The following is a 24,929-nucleotide window of genomic DNA, read 5'->3' as shown; positions in this document are numbered from 1 at the left end:
CATGCCTTGGCAGGGTTTTTTTTAAAAATTCAAACGTCAATCGCTTTTATTTAAAGGAAAGGGGAAGAAAGCGATGAAACATTTAGTGACAATGAGCACGCTGTCAACTGAAGAGATTATTGCCATTTTGGATGAAGCGGAACGCTTTAAAATGGGAAAACGATGGAAAGCCGGAGAACAGACATTTATCGCCAACTTGTTTTTTGAGCCGAGTACGAGGACGAGGTTTAGTTTTGAAGCTGCTGAAAAAAAACTTGGACTTGACATTTTAAATGTGGATGGAGCTTCATCAAGCATTCAAAAAGGGGAATCGTTGTACGATACTGTAAAAACTTTAGAATCGATCGGTGTCGAGGCGGTCGTCATCCGACATCCCGAGGACCGGTATTTTGACGAGCTTATCGGTCGTGTCCAAGTATCCATATTAAATGCTGGCGATGGGTGCGGACACCATCCAACGCAATGTTTGCTCGATTTGATGACAATTCGTGAAGAGTTTGGGCGTTTTAACGGATTGACGGTTTCCATCATCGGTGACATTCGCCACAGCCGTGTAGCAAGATCTGATGCAGAAGTGCTGACAAGGCTCGGGGCAACCGTATTGTTCTCAGGACCTGAAAAATTTAGGGACGACACCAATCCATACGGTACATACGTATCGATCAATGAAGCAATCGAAATGTCAGATGTTGTGATGCTCTTAAGAATCCAGCATGAACGCCACAGCGAAAAATGGACAGCTGATCAATATTTGGAGCAGTACGGATTGACAAAGGAACGGGAAAAAATGATGAAGGACCATGCGATTATTATGCACCCTGCACCGGTCAACAGAGGAGTTGAAATCGACGGAGATTTAGTAGAGTGCAGCCGGTCGCGAATTTTTAAACAGATGGAAAACGGTGTATTTGTCCGCATGGCAGTTATAAAACATGCGATTGAAAGTAAAGCACAAGGGGGAGAGAAGAAATATGTCCATTCTATTTAAAAATGCGCAATTGTTAACAGAGGAAGGCGAATTGACAAAACGGGATGTTCTTGTGGAAAACGGAATAGTCAAACAAATATCGGAAGAGATAGCTGATGGAGCGGGAGACGTGATCGATTGCAACGGAAAGCTTCTTTCCCATGGATTTATCGATCTTCACGTTCATCTGCGTGAACCGGGTGGAGAAGCGAAAGAGACGATTGCCACCGGCACGCTGGCTGCAGCGAAGGGCGGCTTTACAACCGTTGCCTCCATGCCTAATACGAAGCCGCCTATTGATACGAAAGAAAAAATGATCAATTTACAAAAGCGAATTAAAGAAACAGCAAAGGTTCGCGTTCTTCCTTATGCAGCGATCACACTTGGGCAAAGCGGAAGCGAATTAACGGATTTTGATGCATTAAAAGAGGAAGGTGCTTTTGCCTTTACGGACGATGGCGTAGGTGTCCAGTCGGCCGGCATGATGTTTCAGGCAATGAAAAAAGCGGCGGAGAAAGGATATTCAATTGTCGCGCATTGTGAAGACAATACCCTTATCAACGGCGGATCCTTCCATGATGGAGTTTTTGCAAAAAATCACGGTATATCCGGCATTCCATCTGTATGTGAATCCGTTCAAATTGCAAGAGATGTTCTGTTGGCAGAAGCTAGCGGCTGCCATTACCACGTGTGCCATATTAGTTCAAAAGAATCCGTCAGAGCCGTCAGAGACGCCAAAAAAGCAGGCATCCGCGTGACATGCGAAGTAACCCCGCATCATCTTCTTTTATGTGATGAAGATATTCCGGAGCTTAATCCGAACTTTAAAATGAATCCGCCGCTTAGAGGCAGAGAAGACAAGAAAGCATTAATCGAAGGGCTGTTGGATGGAACAATCGATTTTATTGCTACGGATCATGCGCCTCATACGATGGAGGAGAAATCTTTAGAGGTCGATAAGGCGCCGTTTGGGATTGTCGGGTTGGAAACTGCCTTTCCTCTTTTGTACACATATTTTGTCGAACGGGGCATTTTTACATTGAAACAGCTTGTTGATTGGTTGACGGTAAAGCCTGCTAGAGCTTTTAACTTGGATATGGGGGAATTAAAAGAAGGCATTTCTGCAGATTTGACGCTCATTGATTTACAGGAAGAAAAAAGGATAGATGCCTCAACATTTGCATCAAAAGGAAAAAATACGCCGTTTAACGGCTGGCTTGCAAAAGGCTGGCCTGTTTTAACAATGGTGGACGGCAAAATCGTTTGGAAAAGGGGAGAGTAATATGAAACGGCAATTAGTGCTTGAAAACGGCGCTGTTTTCATCGGCGATGGCTTTGGAAGCGATCGTGACATCATCGGAGAGGTTGTGTTCACAACCGGAATGACAGGCTATCAAGAAACACTTTCAGATCCTTCATATTGCGGACAAATCGTAACGTTTACTTATCCATTGATCGGCAATTACGGCATCAACCGCGACGATTTTGAGACGATCCGCCCGTTCGTGAACGGGATGATTGTGAAGGAAGCCTGTGAAGCTCCCTCCAACTGGAGAAGTTTATATTCAATCAATGATTTTCTCATAGAAAACGATATTCCTGGCATCAGTGGAATCGATACAAGAAGGCTGACTAGAATTATCCGCAACTACGGAACGTTAAAAGGTGCAATCTGTTCAGCTGAGGCGGATCCAAAGCAAGTGGCTGAGAAATTAAGAGAAACGGAACTGCCCCGCAATCAGGTGGAAATTGTATCGACGAAAAGACCTTATCAAAGTCCAGGAAGAGGAAAAAGAGTGGTTGTTGTAGATTTTGGCATGAAGCATGGAATTTTAAGAGAATTAAACAGCCGAAATTGCGACTCGATCGTCGTTCCATATGATACATCTGCGGAGGAAATATTGCGATTGAAGCCTGACGGCGTTTTGCTCACAAACGGACCTGGAGATCCGCAAAACGTTCCAGAAGCAATTGAAATGCTGCGCGATCTTATCGGGAAAACCCCTATCTTTGGAATATGTTTAGGGCATCAGCTGCTCGCTTTAGCATGCGGTGCGAAAACAGAAAAATTAAAATTCGGCCACCGCGGCTCAAACCATCCAGTAAAGGATTTAAAAACTGGGAAAGTGTATATGACTTCCCAAAATCACGGCTATGCTGTAAGCATCGAATCCATTAGGAATACAGAGCTTGAAGTAACACATGTTGCACTGAACGACGGAACAGTTGAAGGATTGAGACATCGCGTGCATCCTGCTTTCGCTGTTCAATACCATCCGGAAGCATCGCCGGGACCTGAGGATGCCAATCCTTTGTTTGATCAATTTATCGAGCTGATGGAAAAGACTGCTCAAAGGGGGAATCTCAATGCCTAAGCGGAAAGATATTCAGAAAATTTTAGTTATCGGGTCAGGACCGATTATTATCGGACAAGCGGCGGAGTTTGACTATTCGGGAACACAGGCGTGCTTAGCATTGAAGGAGGAAGGATATGAGGTTGTTCTTGTCAACTCGAACCCAGCGACAATTATGACGGATACGGAAATTGCCGACAAAGTGTATATGGAGCCGCTCACGCCGAGCTTTGTCGCCAAAATCATCCGCAAGGAAAGGCCGGATGCGATCCTGCCGACTCTCGGCGGACAGACTGGACTAAACTTGGCGGTCGAGCTTCATAAAATGGGTGTTTTAGAAGAGTGCGGCGTTGAAATTTTAGGAACTAAGCTTTCAGCCATTCAAAAAGCTGAAGACCGTGAACTGTTCCGCGAGCTTATGAAGGAGCTGAATGAACCGGTGCCGGAAAGCGCCATAATTCATGAGCTTGAAGAAGCGTTTCATTTTGTGGAGCAAGTCGGCTATCCGGTGATCGTTCGGCCTGCATATACACTTGGCGGGACCGGAGGCGGCATTTGTCACGATGAGGAAGAACTGATTGAAATTGTCACAAACGGTCTAAAGCTCAGCCCTGTTCATCAATGTCTGCTCGAAAAAAGCATTGCCGGCTACAAAGAAATCGAATATGAAGTGATGCGGGACTCAAAAGATAATAAAATCGTTGTCTGCAACATGGAAAATATTGACCCCGTCGGCATTCATACAGGCGATTCGATCGTTGTGGCGCCCAGCCAAACGATTTCAGACAGAGAATACCAGCTGCTCAGAAACGTGTCATTAAAAATTATCGGAGCTCTTGGCATCGAAGGCGGATGCAATGTTCAGCTTGCTCTTGATCCGGATAGTTTTCAATATTACGTTATCGAAGTGAACCCGCGGGTTAGCCGCTCATCCGCCCTTGCATCAAAAGCGACAGGATATCCGATTGCGAAACTCGCAGCGAAAATTGCCGTCGGTTTAACGTTAGATGAAATCATCAATCCAGTGACAGGGAAAACATTTGCTTGCTTTGAACCGGCGCTTGATTATGTTGTCACGAAAATACCGCGATGGCCGTTTGATAAATTTGAATCAGCCAACCGTGTGCTTGGCACTCAAATGAAAGCAACCGGTGAAGTCATGGCGATCGGCCGCACGTTTGAAGAATCGTTGTTAAAAGCTGTTCGTTCTCTCGAAGCAAGCGTCTACCATTTAACATTGAAAGAAAACGATGTCTCAGATGAAATGATTGAAAAGCGAATCAAGAAAGCAGGGGATGAACGAATCTTTTACATCGGCGAAGCGCTGAGAAGGGGTTTTTCCGTTGAGCAAATTCATCAATGGAGCAAAATCGACCGCTTTTTCTTGAATAAGATAAACAACATTATCGAATATGAACGAGAACTGAAAAAATCTCCATTTGATGTAAACGTGTTGAGAAAAGCAAAGCAGCTCGGATTTTCTGATCACTTTATCGCTTCGTTATGGAATACAGATGAATCGGAAGTTTATGAGTTTCGGAAAAAACAAGGAATTGTTCCAGTTTACAAAATGGTTGATACGTGTGCAAGCGAGTTTGAATCCGAGACGCCTTACTTTTACGGCACATATGAAGAAGAAAATGAATCGATTGTGACTGAACGAAAAAGTGTTGTCGTGTTAGGTTCAGGACCGATTCGAATCGGGCAGGGCATTGAGTTCGATTATGCAACAGTTCACTCTGTTTGGGCGATTCGCGAAGCAGGATATGAAGCAATCATTATCAATAACAATCCAGAAACGGTGTCAACGGATTTCAGCATTTCCGACAAGCTGTATTTTGAACCGCTGACGATCGAAGATGTCATGCATATTATCGACTTGGAGAAGCCGATTGGCGTTGTCGTCCAATTCGGCGGGCAAACGGCAATCAATTTGGCAGGCAAGCTGGCAAAACGAGGTGTCAAAATATTAGGAACAAGCCTGGAAAATTTAGATCGGGCGGAAGACCGCGACAAGTTCGAACAAGTGCTTGAAGCTTTGGAAATACCACAGCCTGTAGGGAAAACGGCTCTATCCGTCGCTGAAGCGGTGGAAATTGCGGAAGAAATCGGCTATCCGGTGCTTGTCCGTCCTTCCTATGTGCTTGGCGGCCGGGCGATGGAAATTGTCTACCATAAAGAAGAATTGCTCCATTATATGGAACATGCAGTAAAAATTAATCCGGAACATCCTGTTTTAATTGATCAATATTTAACCGGAATAGAAGTGGAAGTTGATGCGATTTCAGACGGTAAACATGTGCTCATTCCGGGCATTATGGAGCATATTGAGCGGGCAGGCGTGCACTCAGGGGACTCGATAGCGGTTTACCCGCCGCAAACGTTATCTGATCAGTTGAAAACAGAACTTGTTGATTATACGATTCGTTTGGCAAAAGGGCTGAATATTGTCGGACTGCTAAACATTCAATTTGTAATTGCTGACGGGCGGGTATACGTATTGGAAGTGAACCCAAGATCAAGCAGAACAGTTCCGTTTTTAAGTAAAATTACCGGAATTCCGATGGCTAAGCTTGCGACAAAGGTGATACTCGGTGCTAGCTTGCCGGAACTCGGTGTGAAAACAGGGCTTGCAAAAGAGGCGAAAGGTGTATTTGTGAAGGTGCCGGTATTTTCATTTGCGAAGTTGCGCCGTGTAGACATTACGCTTGGACCAGAAATGAAATCAACTGGGGAAGTAATCGGAAAGGATGCCACCTTTGAAAAGGCTCTTTATAAAGGCTTTGTTGCAGCCGGTACGAATATTTACGAGCACGGATCAGTACTGCTTACGATTGCTGATAAGGACAAAAACGAGGCTTTAGAAATTGCGGGCAGATTTCGCAATATCGGCTATCAGCTGCTGGCGACGGAAGGAACCGCAAAGTTTCTAGAAGAGAACGGCATAAAAGCAAAAGTTGTCAGCAAAATCGGATCACGCGGCGATAACATTTTGGATGTGATACGCAATGGAAAAGCGCAATTTGTCATCAACACGCTGACGAAAGGAAAGCAGCCTGAGCGCGACGGCTTCAGAATCAGAAGGGAATCGGTTGAAAACGGTGTGCCATGCCTCACTTCTTTAGACACTGCAAGGGCAATTTTACGCGTGCTTGAATCGATGGCTTTTACGGTTGAAAATCTCTCCGAACATAATAGGTAAAGAAGGTGATCCAATGATCAAAGCTTGGATGGAAATTATCAGCAACAGGCCAATTGCGAAAAACATTTATAAAATGGAATTAAAAGGAGAGCTCGTTCAACGCATTACTCGTCCGGGACAATTTGTTCAAATAAAAGTGGATGACAGTTTTGATCTGTTATTAAGAAGACCGATCAGCATTGCCGAATACAATGCCGAAAAAAACACGATGACATTAATTTATCGGGCAGAAGGCGCCGGAACGAAAAGATTGTCCAGAAAAAAAGCAAGTGAGCTTGTCGATGTTTTCGGACCGCTCGGAAACGGTTTTCCGGTTGAAGAAACGAAGGAAAAAGCATTGCTTGTCGGTGGCGGCATTGGCGTTCCCCCTCTTTATGAATTGTCGAAGCAGCTTGTTCAAAATGGAGTGGAAGTTGTCCATGTATTAGGATTTTCAACAAAAGCGGCGGTGTTTTACGAACAAGAGTTTAAGGAGCTGGGCGAAACGTTTGTGGCGACAGTTGACGGCACATTCGGCGCAAAAGGAACCGTTATGGATATCATCAATGAACAACGCTTCACATTTGAAACGCTCTATACATGCGGACCAACTCCGATGTTAAAAGCGATAGAAGAAGCATTTCCGCATAAAAAAGTGTTTTTGTCCCTGGAAGAAAGAATGGGCTGCGGAATCGGCGCTTGCTTTGCCTGTGTCCGCCGTACGAAAACCGATGCAAATGATTCGGGCTATAAGAAAATCTGTACCGACGGGCCTGTTTTTCGAATCGGGGAGGTGATGTTGGAATGTTAACTGTTAAGCTTCCTGGTCTTGAGTTAAAAAATCCGATCATGCCCGCATCAGGATGCTTCGGCTTTGGCCGCGAATTTGCCAAGCTGTACGATTTATCCAAGCTTGGAGCGATCATGATCAAAGCAACAACGCTTGAGCCTAGATTCGGAAATGCAACACCAAGGGTGGCGGAAACGCCGTCGGGAATGCTCAATGCCATCGGGTTGCAAAATCCCGGATTAAAAAAAGTGATGGAGGAAGAGCTTCCTTGGCTTTCTCAATTTGATGTTCCGATCATTGCGAACATTGCCGGCTCGACTGTTGAAGAATATGTGGAAGTGGCAAAAGAAATCAGTAAAGCGCCTAACGTAAAAGCACTTGAACTGAACATTTCTTGTCCGAATGTTAAACAAGGGGGGATCATGTTCGGAACAGTTCCTGAAGTAGCCGGACATTTAACAGAAGCTGTGAAAAACGTTTCTTCAGTACCGGTTTATGTCAAGCTTTCTCCAAATGTAACTGACATTGTCGCCATGGCAAAAGCGGTGGAAAAAGCGGGAGCAGACGGAATTACGATGATCAACACGCTCCTCGGCATGCGGATCGATGTGAAAACAGGCCGGTCGATTATTGCTAATGGAACAGGCGGGCTTTCTGGACCTGCTGTCAAGCCGATTGCCGTTCGTATGATCTATCAGGTTTCCCAAAGTGTAGAAATCCCGGTCATCGGCATGGGAGGAATTATGAATGTCGATGATTGCATAGAATTTTTGCAGGCAGGAGCAAAGGCAGTCGCAATTGGTACAGCGAATTTTGTCAATCCTTACGTCTGTGTTGAACTTATTGATGCGTTGCCGAATCGGCTGAAAGAATTAGGCTTTGATCATGTGAATGAATGTGTCGGAAGGAGCTGGAAAGATGAAAAATCGTCCTCTAATTCTTGCCCTTGATTTTGATACGAGAGAAAAAGCATTGCAGTTTGTGCAAATATTTGAGGAGCCTTTATTTGTTAAAGTGGGGATGGAACTTTTTTATCAAGAAGGCCCTTCTATCATCGAAGAATTACAGCGAAGCGGTCATCAAATATTTCTTGATTTGAAGCTGCATGATATACCAAATACCGTGAAACAAACGATGAAAGGACTTGCCAAGCTCGGAGTCGATTTGATCACTATTCACGCTGCGGGAGGTAGAAACATGATGGAAGCAGCGATAGAAGGGCTGGAGGCGGGAGCTCAGAGCGGAAATAAGCGTCCAGATGTTGTCGCTGTCACCCAGCTGACAAGCACTTCCAGCGAGATGCTAAAAAATGAACTTCTCATTGAAAAGTCGCTGCTTGAGACGGTTTTACATTATGCGGAAAATGCAAAAAAAAGCGGGATGAGCGGTGTTGTTTGTTCTGTCCAAGAAGTAAGCGAAATAAGAAAAACGTGCGGTCCGTCTTTTCTGACTGTTACGCCTGGAATTCGTTTAGCAAAAGATAGAGCACAGGATCAAGTCCGCATTGCGACGCCAAAATTTGCAAAGGAACAAGGTGCATCAGCCATTGTTGTCGGCAGGACAATTACAAAAGCAGAGGATCCTGTTGCAGCCTACAATGAGGTAAAAAAAGAATGGGAGGGTAAGGTGGAATGAAAAAGGAAATCGCCAAACATTTGCTAGAAATTGAAGCAGTTACTCTCAGACCAAATGAACCGTTTACGTGGGCAAGCGGAATAAAATCGCCCATTTATTGTGATAATCGTTTGACTCTATCGTATCCGAAGCTCCGCAAAATCATTTATAAAGGACTAGCTCAACTAATCAGTGAGCATTTTTCCGATGCTGAATTAATTGCTGGAACTGCGACAGCCGGTATTCCCCATGCGGCATTAGTTGCTGAAGAGCTGGGATTGCCTATGTGTTATGTGCGCAGCACACCGAAAAAGCATGGGAAGGGAAACCAAATAGAAGGAAAAGTGAGGGAAGGACAAAAAGCTGTTGTAATCGAAGACTTGATTTCAACAGGGGCAAGCTCCTTAAAAGCTGTTGAAGCACTAAGAAATGCTGGCTGTCAAGTACTAGGTGTCGCCGCAATTTTTACCTACGGTCTTCCTCAAGGAAAGCAAAACTTTGCCAATGCTGGCATTCCGGCGATCGCATTAAGTGATTATGACACTTTAATCCAAGTGGCTTTGGAAGTGCAAATGATTTCAAAAGAGGATCTCGACCGCTTGTCATTATGGCGAAAAAATCCTGAAAACGACAGTTGGCTCGAAAAAGTTTAACCGCCTTTTCATATAATATTTAATTCCAATCAAAAAACTCGGGTTGACTTTTAGGAAAATTATGATAAAATTTGATAGCATATAGCACGTTCTTGAAAGGAACACTGTGAATCTTCTAACCTAATTTTTAAGTACAAAATGTCATTTGTACAAATGAAAGAAAAGAAGGATTATATAAAAAGCTGTCTCAATAAACCGCTGACTAGACGACTAGAGGCGGTTTTCAATCCTTTTATTGAACGCGCTCTATTCCTTTTCTAATAAGGGGGAAAGGCGAATGCTTACGTACGAAACCTGGGCGGAACCTGATCTCGTGTTTGATGAGACATCGGACACAAAAGGTGCCCTAGAGGTGTTGGAATGGGCATATTCAACATATAAAGATGATATTGTGTATTCGTGCAGCTTTGGAATTGAAGGGATTGTACTCATTGATTTAATATCGAAGGTCAATCCGACCGCACGGATTGTCTTTTTGGACACAGGGCTGCATTTTAAAGAAACCTATGATTGCATAGAAAAAGTAAAAAATCGATATCCAGATTTAAATATAGAATTAAAAAAACCAGAGATCACATTAGAAGAGCAAAAAGAGCAATATGGAGATAAGCTTTGGGAGAAAGATCCGAATCTTTGCTGTCACATCCGGAAAGTGGTTCCATTAAGGGAGACGCTTGAACCAGTAAAAGCATGGATTTCAGGATTGAGAAGAGAACAATCGCCGACAAGAAAACATGTAAACTATATTAATAAAGATGAGAAATTCCAAAAGGTGAAAATTTGCCCTCTCATCCACTGGACCTGGAAGGAAGTTTGGCGATATGTTTATAAACATGATTTGCCTTATATCGTCTTACATGATCAAGGTTATCCTTCCATTGGCTGCCAGCCTTGTACTCAGCCAGCCATTAACATGGATGATCTGCGTTCTGGAAGATGGGTCGGCCATCAAAAGCTTGAATGCGGATTACATGAGAGTACAAGTGTGACAAAATAATGAAAGCCTATAACTATTAGAGGAAGCGGTGCGGCGACAGCGGGTGCTGCCTGTCGTACAGGAGCGGTAAAAACATATCGCTTTTTCCTCCATTCGGACTGCTGGAAATGTTCTCTGTTCAATGGTCGGTGGAGGTGAAGGTTGCTAAACCGTCTGCTTCGGCTTCATCGATAGTTGATTCAATCATTTTATATTTGGTGTTTGTTCAATCAAAATATGAATATCACTTACAAGTGAAGTGACAGTTTGATCTACAGCAGGCCTTTTTCCGCAGATAATGCTTTACAAAAACTCGTCATAAAAAATAAAGTTTTGAAGACTCGTTTCATGAAATGATTCCAATTGTTCAAGCTTTTTTTTTACTCGTTTTTGATGATGGCGTATCGCAACGATTTAGATTTATTTAGCGGCTAAGGCTAAAAATTTTTTCAATAAAAGCCTAGTAAATAAATGTGAATATAGGAATATATGGCGTAGCAAGGAGGAGATCAAATGGGGATTGCACCGCACGGAGGAACATTAATCAATCGCTATAATCCAGAATACAATTATTCTCATATTCAAGAAGCAATTGAATTGGATAATATCGGGCTCTCTGACTTAGAGTTAATCGGTATTGGAGCATTTAGTCCATTAACGGGTTTTTTAACTAAAAAAGATTATGATAGTGTTGTTGAAAACATGCGTCTTGCCAATGGTATAGTTTGGAGCATTCCAATTACACTTCCTGTTGAAGAAGAACAAGCTGATCGCATCGACATTGGAGATGAAGTTAAGCTGACATTTAACGGAGAAGTATACGGTGTGATCAAAGTGGAAGATAAATATAAGCCGGATAAACAAAAAGAAGCGGAATATGTTTATCGGACAAAAGATGAAGAGCACCCAGGAGTTGCTAAATTGTATGAGCGTCCACCTGTCTATCTTGGCGGGGATGTCGTGTTAGTAAAGAAAACGGAAAAGCCGTTTCCAAACGAAACATTTGAACCAGCGGAATCTCGAGCCGCTTTTGAACGTTTCGGCTGGAATACAGTCGTAGGGTTTCAAACGAGAAATCCTGTTCACCGGGCGCATGAATACATTCAAAAAACAGCTCTTGAAACCGTAGACGGATTATTTCTGCAGCCGCTTGTCGGCGAAACAAAAAAGGATGATATTCCTGCGGATATTCGCATGGAAAGCTATCGAGTTCTGTTGGAAAATTACTATCCAAAAGATCGTGTTCTGTTAGGAATTTTTCCAGCCGCCATGCGCTATGCCGGACCAAGGGAAGCGATATTCCATGCTATCGTTCGAAAAAATTATGGGTGTACGCATTTCATCGTTGGAAGAGACCATGCAGGGGTTGGAAATTATTATGGAACATATGATGCGCAGAAAATCTTTTTCAACTTTACAAAAGAGGAATTAGACATTACGCCGCTGTTTTTTGAACACAGCTTTTATTGTAAAAAATGCGACGGCATGGCTTCCCATAAAACATGCCCACATTCTGATGACGACCGTGTCATTTTATCAGGCACAAAAGTAAGGGAAAAACTTCGAAACGGTGAGCCGCTGCCAAACACTTTCAGCCGTCCGGAAGTTGTGGAAGTGCTTGTAAAAGGTCTGCGCCAAGAAGCATTGCAAAAATGAGGTGGAATTAACGTGACAAGCAAAAATATTGTATGGCATCATCATTCCGTCACAAAAGAAGAGCGGAGGAAAAAGTCGGGGCATCACAGCTTTGTTCTATGGTTTACGGGATTGTCCGGTTCCGGCAAATCAACGTTAGCCAATGCATTAAACCAAAAGCTGTTCAATGAAAATATTTCGTCTTACGTACTAGATGGAGACAACGTTCGCCATGGGTTGAACAAAGATTTAGGATTTTCGGAATTGGACCGAAAAGAAAACATTCGGCGCATTGGAGAAGTTGCAAAATTATTTGTAGACAGCGGTCAAGTTGTTTTGACAGCCTTTATTTCTCCATATAAAGAAGATCGGGAGTTAGTAAGAAATTTGCTCGAGCATGATGAGTTCATTGAAATATATGTTAAATGCTCATTATCAGAATGTGAAAAACGAGATCCGAAAGGGCTGTACAAAAAAGCGAGAAACGGTGAAATAAAACATTTTACAGGTATCGACGATCCATATGAAGAGCCTGAAAATCCTGAAATCATTGTTCATTCTGAGGAATGGTCAGTAGAAGAAAGTGTTGAACATATTTTTCAATATTTAAAAAATCGAAAGTTCCTATAATTTTAAACATTGGGGGAGTTGCAATGGCACATGAAAAAGTATGGGCAAACAATGAAAATTTAAATAAGTTTGAATTAAAAAAGCTTGAAAAAGACGGATTGGATATTTTGGAAGAAATCGACACCTTTGCGAAAAACGGCTTTGCTTCCATTCCGGAAGAAGATTGGGATTTGCTCAAATGGGCGGGGCTGTATCTTCAACGGCCTAAAAAAGACGGTTATTTTATGATGCGGATCAAAGTACCGACGGGAATATTAAACTATGAACAAGTCGTTGCACTCGCAGGGATCTGCAGAGATTTTGGCCGGGATCTATTTGATATTACAACTCGTCAAGCCATCCAATTCCATTGGCTGGAAATCGAGAACATTCCGGAAATATTTAGACGCTTGGATGAAGTCGGTCTAACAACGGTAGGCGCCTGTGGCGACATCGCCCGCAACGTGATTGGAAATCCTCTTGCGGGCATTGACCCGGAGGAGCTTTTGGACACAGAGCCGATTGTGCGAGAAATTCATCAATTTTTCCATAAAAATAGAGATTTTTCCAATTTGCCAAGAAAATATAAAATTTCGATTAGTGCAAGCTACTACAATTCCGGACATGCCGAAATCAATGATTTAGCTTTCATACCAGCTACAAAAGAGATTGACGGAAAGCTTGTGAAAGGCTTTCATGTAAAGGTCGGTGGCGGACTATCATCAAAACCGCATTTGGCACAACCATTGAACATTTTCGTAACCCCGGATAAAGTGAAGGATGTTGCCATTGCGGTCACAACCATCTTCCGTGATTACGGCTATCGTGAGAAAAGACACCGCGCCCGTCTAAAATTTTTAGTTGCCGATTGGGGTGTAGAAAAATTCCAAGAAAAACTGCTTGAACTGACAGGTCCGCTTCCGGAGAGAGGAAACGATGAAACAAAAGGCTGGAATGCAGGATATTTTTACGGCGTTCATCCGCAAAAGCAAAAAGGCTTGAATTACATCGGCTTTAATGTTCCGCTCGGAAGACTTTATTCCGAGGAAGTGCTGGAGATCGCCAGAATTTCCAAAAAATACGGAAATGGACAAATCCGAACTTGCAATACACAAAATATTGTGATTCCGAACGTTCCGGATGATCAAGTTGAAGCTTTGCTGGCAGAAGAAATTTTTCAAAAGGGCAGAATTACCATCAAGCCGAAATCATTCATTGGTTATGCCGTTTCCTGCACTGGAACGGAATTTTGCAACCTTGCGCTTGTTGAAACGAAACAGCGGATGAAAACAATTGTCGAATATTTGGATCAAGAATTAGAATTGGATGTACCTGTTCGGATGCACATCACAGGCTGCCCGAATTCATGCGGTCAGCGGCAAATCGCGGACATCGGTCTGCAAGGCGTTTTGATGAGAACAAAAGATAAAAAAATGGTCGATGCCTACGAAATTCATGTTGGCGGAACGCTTCTTGACGGCGGCCGATTTAATGAAAAATTGAAAGGAAAAATTGAGGCAGAGAAGCTTCATTTAGTGTTGAAAGATTTTCTGCAATATTTCAAAGAAACGAAGCTAGCCGGCGAAACCTTTTTAGAATATTATGATCGCGTCGGCATTGAACCTTTGCAGGCGAAGCTCGATGAGATTTTGGAACCTCTCGGAGCTTAAATGGGGTGTCAGCATGTATTTGTATCGCTTTCTTGTAAAAACGAAGGAGAAGGAAATTCCAGTAATCATCGCGGCCGAAAATGATTTGAAAGCATTCGAGCAAGTAGATGTTGAGCTTGAAAAATTTTATTTAAAGGTTCTTGATATTGAAGATGTTACGTTGTACGAAAAGAAAAAAATACGAAAAAGTGCAGGGTTTGTGATTGATGAAAGCGACGTGACGCTCTGTACGTAGTGGGGGAGATCAGCGTGGGAAAAGTGTATATTGTCGGAGCAGGCCCAGGAGATCCAGAATTAATCACAATAAAAGCGATGAAGGCGATTCAGAAGGCGGATGTGATTTTATATGACAGGCTTGTCAACAAAGAGCTCCTTGCTTATGCAAAAAAAGAAGCGGATCTCATTTATTGCGGCAAATTGCCAAATTACCATACGATGCGCCAAGAGACGATCAATAAGTTTTTAGTGAAGTATGCCCAGGCAGGCAAAATCGTAACGCGGTTAAAAGGAGGCGACCCCTATCTGTTTGGCAGAGGGGGGGAGGAAGCGGAAGTATTGGTGCAAAAACGAATTCCTTTTGAAGTGATCCCCGGGGTTACGGCTGCTTCCGCCGCTTCCGCCTATGCTGGCATCCCGCTTACGCATCGCAACATCAGCGCTTCGTGTGCATTTATTACCGGACATAGAGCAGGGGATTGGACAATTAAAGAGGAAACGATTCGTTTAATGAAAGCAGCGGACACCGTTGCCGTCTATATGGGTGTGAAAAATATTGCGGAAATCCAAGACATGATTATACGAAGCGGGAAGGATCAAAATACGCCTGTTGCCTTTATTGAATGGGCGACTACGGAAGAACAACGCACAGTAACGACAACCGTGAAGGAAATGGCGAAATCGGCAGAAGAAAATTGTATTTCCAATCCATGCATAATTATTATCGGCGAAGTCGTTCGTTTTCATGACCAGTTGAACTGGTTTGAGAAGCAGATGAGCAACATCGATTTTACAACAGGGGTTTCGTTATGAAAAAAGGGGTTCTGTATATCTTTCACGGCAGTCGGTTGCGGGATTCTAGAGAAGAGGCGATTCATTTTTTCAATGAAGTGAAGGCGAGCCTGCCATACGAGATTCAAGAAATCTCTTTCCTTGAGCTTGCAAAGCCTACCATTGAGGAAGGATTTGCATCATGTTTCGCAAAAGGAGCTGCTCATATTGCGGTAATTCCAGTGCTGTTATTAGCTGCCGGCCATGCTAAACAAGATATACCAGCTATTCTTTCGACATTGCAGACAAATTATCCGGAAGCAATGATCTCCTATGGCATGCCTTTTGGCGTTGATGAATTGATGCTAGAGGCAGTGGAAGACAGAATTAAACGCGTTTTGAATAGACCGAAAAAGTCTAGAATGATTTTGATCGGTCGAGGAAGCCGGGATGTGGAAATGCAGCAAGATTTTTTAACGATTGGTCGCATGCTTGAAGAGCGATTGGAAGTACCGGTGACGTGCTGCTATTTAACCGCAGCTTCTCCTCTTTTTCAAGATGTTGTTCAATCCGTTCCAAAAATGACGGAAGAAGAAATAATTTTTGTGCCTTATTTATTGTTTACAGGTCTATTGTTAAAAGGAGTTCAAAAGGAAATCGAGCAATTGCAAAGGGTAACAAATAAAAAGATTATGTTAACTGATCATATCGGAAACCATTCAGCTGTTAAAGAGCTGCTTCGCGTCAGAGTTGAAGAGGCGTTTGAGCAAGAGCAGAGAATAAATATTTGAAAAAGGAAACCGTGTTATGAATGGTTTCCTTTTTCTCGTGCGCCCGGCATGGGTGTAATCTATAGGGTGAAAGTCCCGAGCTGCGAAGGCAGAAGTAGCAGTTAGCTTAACGCAAGGGTGTCCGTGGTGACGCGGAATCTGAAGGAAGCGAGCGGCAAACTTTAAGGTCTCTCGGAACACGAACTTCATATGAGGCTAGGTATCACTGGGTGAGTTTGCAAGACAAAACAAAGCCCTTTCTGCCGAAGGTGATACAGAGTAAATGAAGCAGATGGATGGAAGGAAAGATTACACTCTTACCCGGGGAGGTCTGGCTGGCACGCCAAGTAACCTTGGTAACCTATCTAGTGATAGATAGCTGAACAGTCAGAAGTCAGCAGAGGTCATAGTATTAGTTGGTCTAGAACAACTAAGAAGGACCGAACAATTAAGAGAGAATAGCCCTTGGCATTCAGTGAGTCATGATGAACACAGAAAACGTAGTACCTCACTTGAGGGAGGAAGCGGTGAATCCCGTGGGAGATCTCTTGGAGGGTGGAGTGACCACTGGCATAAAGAGAACAGCTATTCACGGAAGTTATAAAGACTTGCGTCAATGATCTTAATTGAACCGCCGTATACGGAACCGTACGTACGGTGGTGTGAGAGGACGGGAGTTAATCGCTCCCTCCTACTCGATTGTACTGAAATGAGGCGTACATAATTTTTCAAGATTAGAGCTAGTGAAGGCGACATTCCAGATGATCAACGTTGTTAATGGAGTAAGAGTTTCATAAAGGAAGCTTATAAAAGCAGAAGGAGAAGCAGAAAAAACGTCTATTGTTTTTTCAACTTCAGCACGAGCTCTTCATCAGGCGTCACATAGACCGTTTGCTGATTTTCATATATGACAAACCCAGGCTTGGCGCCATTCGGTTTTTTTACATAGCGCACTTTTGTATAATCGACAGGTACGGAGCTTGATTGGCGCGCTTTGCTGAAATAAGCTGCCAGATTCGCTGCCTCTAAAATGGTCTGTTCAGACGGATCTTTTTTCCGGATGACAACATGGGAGCCCGGTATGTCCTTTGTATGAAGCCAAATATCGTCTCTAGCAGCAACCCGGTTCGTCAAGTATTCGTTTTGCTTGTTGTTTTTGCCGACTAATATTTCAGCTCCGTCGCTGGACAGATAAGCTTCTAAAACAGGTTTAGCATTTTTTTTCTTCTGGATGTTCGCTCTTTTTTTCAAATATCCCCCTTCAATCAATTCTTCTCGAATTTCCTCTAAGTCTTTAGGGGAAGCCGTTTCAAGCTGTTGGAGAAGCCGGTCAAAATATTCGATTTCTTGTTCTGCTTTTTCGATTTGTGATTTGACAACTAAAACGGAATTTTTGGCTTTTTGATATTTTTGGAAATAACTTTGCGCATTTTCGGAAGGAGTTTTCAAAGGATCAAGCGGAATTTTGATCTTTTGTCCATCCTCGTCATAATAGTTGATCACTTCGACTTCTTTATCCCCTTTTTTCACAGCATGCATGTTCGCTGTCAATAGTTCGCCGTAAAGCTGCAGCGTATTTGCTTTTTCAGCCTCTTTGAGCGTGTGTTTTAGCTTTTGGATTTTCGTTTCATTCTTTTTTCGCTCGTTGATGATGAAGCGTTCTAAATCCTGTCCTTGCTGCTTCACTCGATCGCGTTCCGCTTTCGAGTAAAAATATCGGTCTAGCAATTCGCTTATGGTAGAAAATGTTTTCCTTTCTCCTTTTACGTGCTCTAAAGGCAAAATATAAAAATATTCTTTATTTAAAGTTTTTGTCATTTGCGGAACAATGCTTCCGCTTTTTATTTGATTTAAAACGGACATAAGCGTTCTGGCAACCGATTCCTTATTGGCGATTCCAGAGCGGTAGACGATTTCTTTTGCCAACAGAGGCGAGATGCCAGCAAATTGGTCGACAATTTGTTTTTCAAATTTTCCTGAAAACAGATCAATTTTTTTCAAAACCGTTTCTTCTGAAGCATGAAAAGGATTCAATTTGCCTTGGTCTGGAGGAAAAACATATGCGTGTCCGGGCAAAACAGAGCGATGGCGATTGACTGCAGCTGATACATGTTTGATGCTGTCAATGATCATCTTCTTTTCTTGATCGACTAAGATGATGTTGCTATGTTTTCCCATGATCTCGACAAATAATTGTTTCCTGGTGATATCCCCTAATTCATTGCGGGATCTCATTTGCAGCATGACGATTCGATCAAGTCCGACCTGGCTGATTTCCTCAATGATGCTTCCTTCCAAATGCTTTCTTAAAACCATACAGAACATCGGCGGTTCTTGCGGATTATCATAGTGGGAGGCTGTAAGATGAATGCGCGCAAAATTGGGATGATTGGATATAAGCAGACGATAATTTTTACCTTTCTGACGAATTTGCAAGATAAGATCGTGCTTAGAAGGCTGATGAATTTTTGTGATTTTTCCGCCTTCAAGCTCTTGTTTCAATTCTCTTTGAACACAATATGTAAAAATGCCGTCAAAAGACATATTTGCTCACCCTTTTTCCATGAAGTCCAAGAAAAAACTTACTAAATTATAACATGTTTTAGGACAAGGCTGAATATGTTGTTCTTAGAGCGTGTATCAAAAGGTGAAAAGGGGTGAAACAGAAATTCATGAAATGGCATGAATTGACAGAACAAGAAGCAATTCAATCATTGAATGTCGATATAAAAAAAGGATTATCAGAAAAAGAAGCAGAAAACCGCAGAAAAAAATTAGGATACAATGAGCTTGCAGAAGGAAAACGGCAATCAAATCTTTTGTTATTTTTCGGCCAGTTTAAAGATTTCATGGTTCTTGTTTTAATTGCGGCAACCGTCATTTCCGGCCTTTTAGGAGAGTATATTGATGCAGTTGCCATTATTGCGATTGTGATTTTGAACGGAGTTCTTGGATTTATTCAAGAGAAAAAGGCAGAGAAGTCTCTTGCTGCATTAAAAGAACTGTCAAGCCCGCAGACTACTGTATTGCGCAGCGGGAAGTGGATGAAGATCCCTTCGAGAGAAATTGTCGTAGGGGACTGCATTAAATTTAAAAGCGGCGATCGAATCGGAGCTGATGTGCGTCTCATTCAGGTATCAAGCCTTGAAGTCGAGGAGTCGGCACTAACTGGCGAATCCGTCCCTGTTGGAAAACATACACGCCCATTAAAAGGGAATCAAGGATCCGTTGGCGATATGCAAAATATGGCCTTTATGGGCACGCTTGTAACAAGAGGAAGCGGCGTCGGCGTTGTCGTGGCTACAGGCATGAAAACGGCAATGGGGCAAATTGCAGATTTGCTGCAAACCCAGGAGCAGCAATTGACACCGATGCAGAGAAAATTAGAAGAGCTGGGCAAAGTTTTAATTGTTGTAGCTCTTCTCTTGACGGTATTAGTAGCAGGAATCGGAGTCATGCAAGGACATGCTGTTTATGAAATGTTTTTGGCGGGGGTCTCGCTGGCAGTGGCGGCGATTCCTGAAGGCTTGCCGGCGATTGTTACGGTTGCATTGGCATTGGGCGTCCAGCGGATGATCAAGAAAAATTCAATTGTCCGAAAGCTTCCAGCTGTTGAAACGCTCGGATGTGCAACCGTCATTTGTTCAGATAAAACAGGAACAATGACTCAAAACCAAATGACTGTGACAGACATTTGGATAAGCAATAAATCATGGAAGGTAACAGGTGCGGGCTATCAGCCTGCTGGGGAGTTTTTTGAAAACGGAAAAAAAATTGATCCGGCTGCTCATAAACCGTTGAAGCAAATGTTAATGTTTGGAATGCTTGCTTCAACATCTGATATTATTGAAACAAATGGAGAATATTCCCTTGATGGCGACCCGACGGAAGGCGCGTTGATCGTGGCTGGCATGAAAGCGGGGCTATCAAAATCAAAATTATTGAAGCAATTTCATATTATGCGAGAATTTCCTTTTGACTCCGACCGAAAAATGATGTCCGTCATTGTTCAAGATAAAGACGGAAAATGCTTTGCAGTCGCAAAAGGAGCTCCAGATGTTATATTAGAACGTTCGACACATGTTCTTTGGCACGATAGAAAAGAACGTTTAACGGAACAGCGAAAAAATGACATTCAAAAGGCGATTTTTCATCAGGCAAACGAAGCATTAAGAACGATAGCAGTTGCATACAAACCGCTTCATACAGGATCTCTACCCCAAGCTGAAGCGGAATCTTCTCTTATTTTCATTGGCATACAAGGAATGATTGACCCGCCAAGACCAGAAGTGAAACAAGCGGTGAAGGAATGCGGTGAAGCAGGCATTAAAACTGTCATGATAACAGGCGATCATGTTATTACCGCACAAGCTATCGCAAAAGAACTAGAAATATTGCCGCCTAACGGTAAAGTAATGGACGGATCATCTTTGTCCAAGCTCACGATTGAAGAATTGGAAGAAGTAGTTGATGATATTTACGTATTTGCCAGAGTTTCTCCGGAGCATAAATTGAAAATTGTGAAAGCATTGCAAAACAAAGGACATATCGTTGCAATGACTGGAGACGGCGTAAATGATGCCCCGGCAATCAAAGCGGCAGACATAGGCATTTCGATGGGAATGAGCGGCACCGATGTGGCAAAAGAAGCTTCCTCTCTTATTCTCGTTGATGATAACTTTGCCACCATTAAAGCAGCGATTCAAGAAGGGCGCAATATTTATGACAATATCAGGAAATTTATTCGCTATTTATTGGCATCAAATGTAGGAGAGATACTAGTTATGTTATTTGCCATGATTTTAGCATTGCCACTGCCGCTTGTTCCAATTCAAATTTTGTGGGTGAATCTTGTAACAGATGGCCTGCCGGCTATGGCGCTTGGCCTTGATCCCGCAGAAGAAGATGTGTTAAAAAGAAAGCCTCGCGATCCGAAAGAAGGGATTTTTTCGAGAGGGCTTGGCTGGAAAATTTTATCTCGCGGTTTTTTAATCGGGCTGTCCACACTACTTGTCTTTTACTTCATTTATGAACGGAATACAGAACAGCTTGCCTACGCGCAAACAGCTGCTTTTGCAACACTTGTTTTGTCGCAATTGATTTTAGTGTTTGATTCAAGAACGGAAAGAACGATTTTTGACCGGAATCCTTTTAACAACATTTATTTGCTGCTGGCAGTCTTTTCATCCATAATCTTAATGCTTGTTGTCATTTATTATGAGCCGCTTCAACCGATTTTCCATACAACGCCTATCATGGCTCGAGATTGGCTGTTTATTTTCGTCATGTCCGCTCTGCCGACATTTTTGCTGGCAGGATCAATTTTAACAAGAAAAAAACGATAAGTTATGTTATAATTTTTTCAGGTGATAGATGCTATTCTATGACCTTTCTTTTTTTCTTTTGTTTTGAAGGCGACGAAAGAACGGATGTGATACAATGGTATTAAGCATGACGGGATTTGGCCGCTCGGTAAAAACGGTGCAGCAGATGCAAATAACAGTTGAGATGAGATCGGTCAATCACCGGTTTTGTGAAATCAGCGTGCGGATGCCTAAAAATTTTTTTTCGCTTGAAGAAAAAATAAAGAAAGCCGTACAATCTTATATAAATCGAGGACGTGTGGAATTGTACATCACGGTCAGCGGAGAGGGTCTTTTTTCCAGAACCCTAAACGTTGACTGGTCCCTTGCCGCTCAATACATAGACGCTTTGAACGAAATGAAACGCCGTTTTCATATAGATGATTCCATTCGTTTCATGCACCTTTTGCATGACGAACATATTTTTGAAATTCAAGAGGTTGCGAATGAAAATGAAGAGCTTGAATGTATGATGTTAGAAGCTGTTCATGAAGCGGCCAATCAACTGCTGGAAATGCGGGCTGCAGAAGGAAGCAAGCTAAAAGAAGACTTGCTTGAGCATTTGGAAGCGTTAGAGCAAATCATAGAGTATATTCAATCAAGAGCCAGTATTGTCGCAAGCAACTACAGAGATAAATTGCAAAAGCGTTTATCTGAGTTTATAACAGGGAATATTGATGAGAATAGAATATTGTTGGAAGTGGCAATTTTCGCTGACAAATCGGATATTACGGAAGAATTGACAAGATTAGAAAGCCATTTGAGCCAGTTTCGAAAAACGATCGAAAAAGATGAACCGATAGGGCGGAAGCTTGATTTTATCGTACAAGAGATGAGCCGGGAAGCCAATACGATCGGAGCTAAAGGGAATGATTCGGCCATTTCTGCTTTCGTTGTGGAATTGAAAACTGTTATTGAAAAATTAAAAGAGCAAGTTCAAAATATTGAATAAAGGCTTTTTAGGGGGAAAAATCATGGGAATTAAATTAATTAATATTGGCTTTGGCAACATCGTTTCTGCAAGCCGCATCATTTCCATTGTAAGCCCCGAATCGGCTCCGATAAAGCGGATGATTCAAGATGCAAGAGAACGAGGAATGCTTATTGATGCGACATATGGAAGAAGGACGAGAGCAGTTGTTATAATGGATTCTGACCATATTATATTGTCTGCCGTCCAACCGGAAACAGTTGCTCAAAGGCTTTCCAATAAAGATGAGCTGTCTGATGAAGGGTAGGGTAAAATTGAAATGCAATTAAAGAAAAAAGGTTTGTTAATTGTTTTGTCTGGACCGTCCGGAGTGGGAAAAGGCACAGTTCGCAAAGCGTTGTTTGCACAAAAAGACGTCAATTTTCAATATTCGATCTCAGTGACGACGAGAACCCCACGGGAGGGTGAGAAGGACGGTGTAGATTATTTTTTTAAAACACGCGAACAATTTGAACAGATGATTAAGGAAAACAAACTGCTTGAATGGGCAGAATATGTTGGGAATTATTACGGTACACCCGTTGAATATGTAGAGAAAACACTTGCAGAAGGAAAAGATGTTTTTCTAGAAATTGAAGTTCAAGGGGCTCTTCAAGTTAAAAAGGCATTTCCTGACGGGTTGTTTATATTTTTACTCCCGCCTAGCCTGGAAGAACTGAAAAATCGAATTGTCACGAGAGGAACAGAGTCAGCTGACTTGATCAATAATCGGATGAAAAAAGCAAAAGAAGAAATTGACATGATGGATTATTATGACTATGTTGTTGTTAATGATGAAGTGAATCTTGCCTGTGAAAAAATTAAAGCGATTGTGACTGCTGAACATTGCAGAAGGGAAAGAGTTGCACAAATGTACAAAAAATTTTTGGAGGTTGAGTCTTGATGCTTTATCCATCAATTGATTCCCTATTAAACCGTATCAATTCAAAATATACACTAGTAACTGTAGCAGCAAAAAGAGCGCGGCAAATGCAGCAAAACAATGACCAGCAATTGGAAAACACGGTATCTGTAAAATATGTCGGAAAAGCGCTGGAAGAAATTGATGCAGGGCTGCTTAATTATGAAAAGATTGAGAAATAATAGCTGCTGTCATAACAACCTACTTGATAGGTTGTTATTTTTTTAAAAGCTGAGAAATAGGAGGAGAGCAAAGTGGCACGTCCGAGACGTATTTTATTGTGTGTAACGGGAGGAATAGCGGTTTTCAAGGCTGCAGCTTTGACGAGCAAGCTGACACAGGCGGGTTTTGATGTGAAAGTGATCATGACAGAATCTGCTACGAAATTCGTCACCCCTTTGACGTTTCAAGTACTATCGAGAAATGAAGTGTTTTTAGATACTTTTGATGAAAAAGATGCGAAAGTGATTGCACATATCGATTTAGCCGACTGGGCTGATTTAGTGCTCGTAGCTCCAGCAACTGCCAATATCATTGGGAAACTTGCCTCAGGGATTGCCGATGATATGGTGACAACGACACTGCTGGCGACAACTGCACCGGTTTGGATTGCTCCTGCAATGAATGTACATATGTATGACCATCCGGCTGTAAAACGCAACATTGAAACGCTTGATCGGGACGGCTATCAGTTTATTGAACCGCAAGAAGGACATCTTGCATGCGGTTACGTTGGCAAAGGCCGCCTAGAAGAGCCGGACAAAATCGTTGAACTCATTCAAAACCATTTTTCCGATCAAACGAAGGTACCTTCCGTCTTGAATCAGAAAACAATTATCATTACTGCGGGGCCGACAAGGGAAAAAATAGATCCTGTCCGGTTTTTCTCCAACCATTCAAGCGGAAAAATGGGCTATGCGATCGCCGAGCAGGCGAAGGAGCTTGGAGCGAGCGTAATTTTAATTTCCGGTCCGACTTCTCTTGCGCCGCCGGCCGGGGTGACATTTGTGCCAGTTGAAAGTGCTGAAGAGATGTATCATGAAGTGATGAACCATTTTGACAAAGCCGACATTGTGATTAAATCTGCCGCAGTTTCTGATTATCGGCCGAAACAAACATTTGATCAAAAAATGAAAAAAAAGGACGGCTCATTAGTCATTGAATTGGAACGTACGGAAGACATTTTAAAAAGACTCGGCGAGAAGAAAGGAACAAAATTGCTGGTAGGATTTGCGGCGGAAACGGAAAATGTTGAACAATATGCGCTGCATAAGCTGAATGAAAAGAACTTGGATTTAATTGTCGCCAACAATGTAAATGAACCAGGAGCAGGATTTCAAAAGGATACAAATATAGTGACGATTTTTCATAGAAACGGAGAAAAGAAGGCGTATCCGCTTATGTCTAAAAAAGAAGTGGCAAATGCAATTTTAAGAGAAATTGAAAAGCTTTTGAAAGGTGAATAGAT

22 protein-coding genes are annotated in these 24,929 nt (G+C 42.5%); 21 read left to right on the top strand and 1 reads right to left on the bottom strand.

The window, feature by feature from the left end; translation table 11 throughout:
* Positions 1-73 precede the first annotated feature (73 nt).
* The 15 genes from NSQ44_RS11120 (at position 74) to NSQ44_RS11050 (ending at position 16,227) form a co-directional block, all read left to right on the top strand.
* On the top strand, positions 74-988 hold the full coding sequence (locus NSQ44_RS11120) for an aspartate carbamoyltransferase catalytic subunit (protein ID WP_340857068.1): 915 nt from the start codon (positions 74-76) through the stop codon (positions 986-988).
* Positions 972-2,249, top strand: a complete 1,278-nt coding sequence (locus tag NSQ44_RS11115; protein WP_063388472.1) for a dihydroorotase — start codon at positions 972-974, stop codon at positions 2,247-2,249. The genes NSQ44_RS11120 and NSQ44_RS11115 overlap by 17 nt, the downstream gene beginning before the upstream one ends.
* 1 nt (position 2,250) lies before the next feature.
* Entirely contained in the window at positions 2,251-3,342 is a 1,092-nt protein-coding gene (locus NSQ44_RS11110) for a carbamoyl phosphate synthase small subunit (RefSeq protein ID WP_340857067.1), read from the top strand.
* Positions 3,335-6,523, top strand: coding sequence for a carbamoyl-phosphate synthase large subunit (gene carB / locus NSQ44_RS11105; protein WP_063388470.1), 3,189 nt, complete (start codon positions 3,335-3,337; stop codon positions 6,521-6,523). The genes NSQ44_RS11110 and carB overlap by 8 nt, the downstream gene beginning before the upstream one ends.
* 13 nt (positions 6,524-6,536) lie before the next feature.
* Positions 6,537-7,313 (top strand): dihydroorotate dehydrogenase electron transfer subunit, encoded by a 777-nt coding sequence (locus NSQ44_RS11100; RefSeq protein ID WP_063388469.1) that lies wholly within the window; start codon positions 6,537-6,539, stop codon positions 7,311-7,313.
* Positions 7,307-8,242, top strand: coding sequence for a dihydroorotate dehydrogenase (locus NSQ44_RS11095; RefSeq protein ID WP_340857066.1), 936 nt, complete (start codon positions 7,307-7,309; stop codon positions 8,240-8,242). Before NSQ44_RS11100 ends, NSQ44_RS11095 begins: the two co-directional genes overlap by 7 nt.
* On the top strand, positions 8,211-8,927 hold the full coding sequence (gene pyrF / locus NSQ44_RS11090; protein ID WP_340857065.1) for an orotidine-5'-phosphate decarboxylase: 717 nt from the start codon (positions 8,211-8,213) through the stop codon (positions 8,925-8,927). Before NSQ44_RS11095 ends, pyrF begins: the two co-directional genes overlap by 32 nt.
* Positions 8,924-9,559, top strand: coding sequence for an orotate phosphoribosyltransferase (gene pyrE / locus NSQ44_RS11085; protein ID WP_063388466.1), 636 nt, complete (start codon positions 8,924-8,926; stop codon positions 9,557-9,559). The genes pyrF and pyrE overlap by 4 nt, the downstream gene beginning before the upstream one ends.
* A 277-nt stretch (positions 9,560-9,836) precedes the next feature.
* Complete coding sequence (locus NSQ44_RS11080; RefSeq protein ID WP_063388465.1) at positions 9,837-10,556, top strand: phosphoadenylyl-sulfate reductase; 720 nt, start codon at positions 9,837-9,839, stop codon at positions 10,554-10,556.
* A 492-nt stretch (positions 10,557-11,048) separates the two neighbouring features.
* Positions 11,049-12,191, top strand: a complete 1,143-nt coding sequence (gene sat, locus NSQ44_RS11075) for a sulfate adenylyltransferase (RefSeq protein ID WP_094246079.1) — start codon at positions 11,049-11,051, stop codon at positions 12,189-12,191.
* Positions 12,192-12,203: 12 nt separating this feature from the next.
* Positions 12,204-12,800, top strand: coding sequence for an adenylyl-sulfate kinase (gene cysC, locus NSQ44_RS11070; protein ID WP_066246569.1), 597 nt, complete (start codon positions 12,204-12,206; stop codon positions 12,798-12,800).
* A gap of 23 nt (positions 12,801-12,823) precedes the next feature.
* Positions 12,824-14,449, top strand: coding sequence for a nitrite/sulfite reductase (locus tag NSQ44_RS11065; RefSeq protein WP_063388462.1), 1,626 nt, complete (start codon positions 12,824-12,826; stop codon positions 14,447-14,449).
* A 13-nt stretch (positions 14,450-14,462) separates the two neighbouring features.
* A complete protein-coding gene (locus NSQ44_RS11060) occupies positions 14,463-14,684 on the top strand; it encodes a DUF3906 family protein (protein WP_063388461.1) in 222 nt (73 codons plus the stop codon).
* Positions 14,685-14,698: 14 nt separating this feature from the next.
* Positions 14,699-15,478, top strand: a complete 780-nt coding sequence (cobA, locus tag NSQ44_RS11055) for a uroporphyrinogen-III C-methyltransferase (protein ID WP_340857064.1) — start codon at positions 14,699-14,701, stop codon at positions 15,476-15,478.
* On the top strand, positions 15,475-16,227 hold the full coding sequence (locus tag NSQ44_RS11050; protein ID WP_340857063.1) for a sirohydrochlorin chelatase: 753 nt from the start codon (positions 15,475-15,477) through the stop codon (positions 16,225-16,227). Before cobA ends, NSQ44_RS11050 begins: the two co-directional genes overlap by 4 nt.
* Positions 16,228-17,043: 816 nt before the next feature.
* On the opposite strand, the gene NSQ44_RS11045 is transcribed toward NSQ44_RS11050, so the two are convergent.
* Entirely contained in the window at positions 17,044-18,750 is a 1,707-nt protein-coding gene (locus tag NSQ44_RS11045; RefSeq protein WP_327856276.1) for an Rqc2 family fibronectin-binding protein, read from the bottom strand.
* 128 nt (positions 18,751-18,878) lie between these two features.
* Here NSQ44_RS11045 and NSQ44_RS11040 point away from each other — a divergent pair, with 128 nt between their 5' ends.
* From NSQ44_RS11040 to coaBC, 6 genes are all read left to right on the top strand, one after another.
* On the top strand, positions 18,879-21,551 hold the full coding sequence (locus NSQ44_RS11040; RefSeq protein WP_094246519.1) for a calcium-translocating P-type ATPase, SERCA-type: 2,673 nt from the start codon (positions 18,879-18,881) through the stop codon (positions 21,549-21,551).
* Between the two features lie 94 nt (positions 21,552-21,645).
* Positions 21,646-22,521 carry a YicC/YloC family endoribonuclease gene (locus NSQ44_RS11035; protein ID WP_340857062.1) on the top strand — a complete coding sequence of 292 codons (876 nt, stop codon included), beginning with the start codon at positions 21,646-21,648 and terminating at the stop codon, positions 22,519-22,521.
* Between the two features lie 22 nt (positions 22,522-22,543).
* The gene (gene remA, locus NSQ44_RS11030) at positions 22,544-22,807 is read left to right on the top strand and encodes an extracellular matrix/biofilm regulator RemA (RefSeq protein WP_063388456.1); all 264 of its coding nucleotides are present in this window, start codon (positions 22,544-22,546) and stop codon (positions 22,805-22,807) included.
* Positions 22,808-22,819: 12 nt separating this feature from the next.
* Positions 22,820-23,443 carry a guanylate kinase gene (gene gmk, locus NSQ44_RS11025; RefSeq protein WP_063388455.1) on the top strand — a complete coding sequence of 208 codons (624 nt, stop codon included), beginning with the start codon at positions 22,820-22,822 and terminating at the stop codon, positions 23,441-23,443.
* Positions 23,443-23,643 (top strand): DNA-directed RNA polymerase subunit omega, encoded by a 201-nt coding sequence (gene rpoZ / locus NSQ44_RS11020; protein ID WP_063388646.1) that lies wholly within the window; start codon positions 23,443-23,445, stop codon positions 23,641-23,643. The genes gmk and rpoZ overlap by 1 nt, the downstream gene beginning before the upstream one ends.
* Positions 23,644-23,715: 72 nt before the next feature.
* Positions 23,716-24,927 (top strand): bifunctional phosphopantothenoylcysteine decarboxylase/phosphopantothenate--cysteine ligase CoaBC, encoded by a 1,212-nt coding sequence (coaBC, locus tag NSQ44_RS11015; RefSeq protein WP_144597709.1) that lies wholly within the window; start codon positions 23,716-23,718, stop codon positions 24,925-24,927.
* The last annotated feature ends 2 nt before the right edge of the window (positions 24,928-24,929 follow it).

Origin of the sequence: Aeribacillus sp. FSL M8-0254, from assembly GCF_038008845.1 — a bacterium.
GTDB classification, from domain to species: Bacteria; Bacillota; Bacilli; order Bacillales; family Aeribacillaceae; genus Aeribacillus; species Aeribacillus composti.
This window is presented reverse-complemented; position numbering and strand designations above follow the sequence as displayed.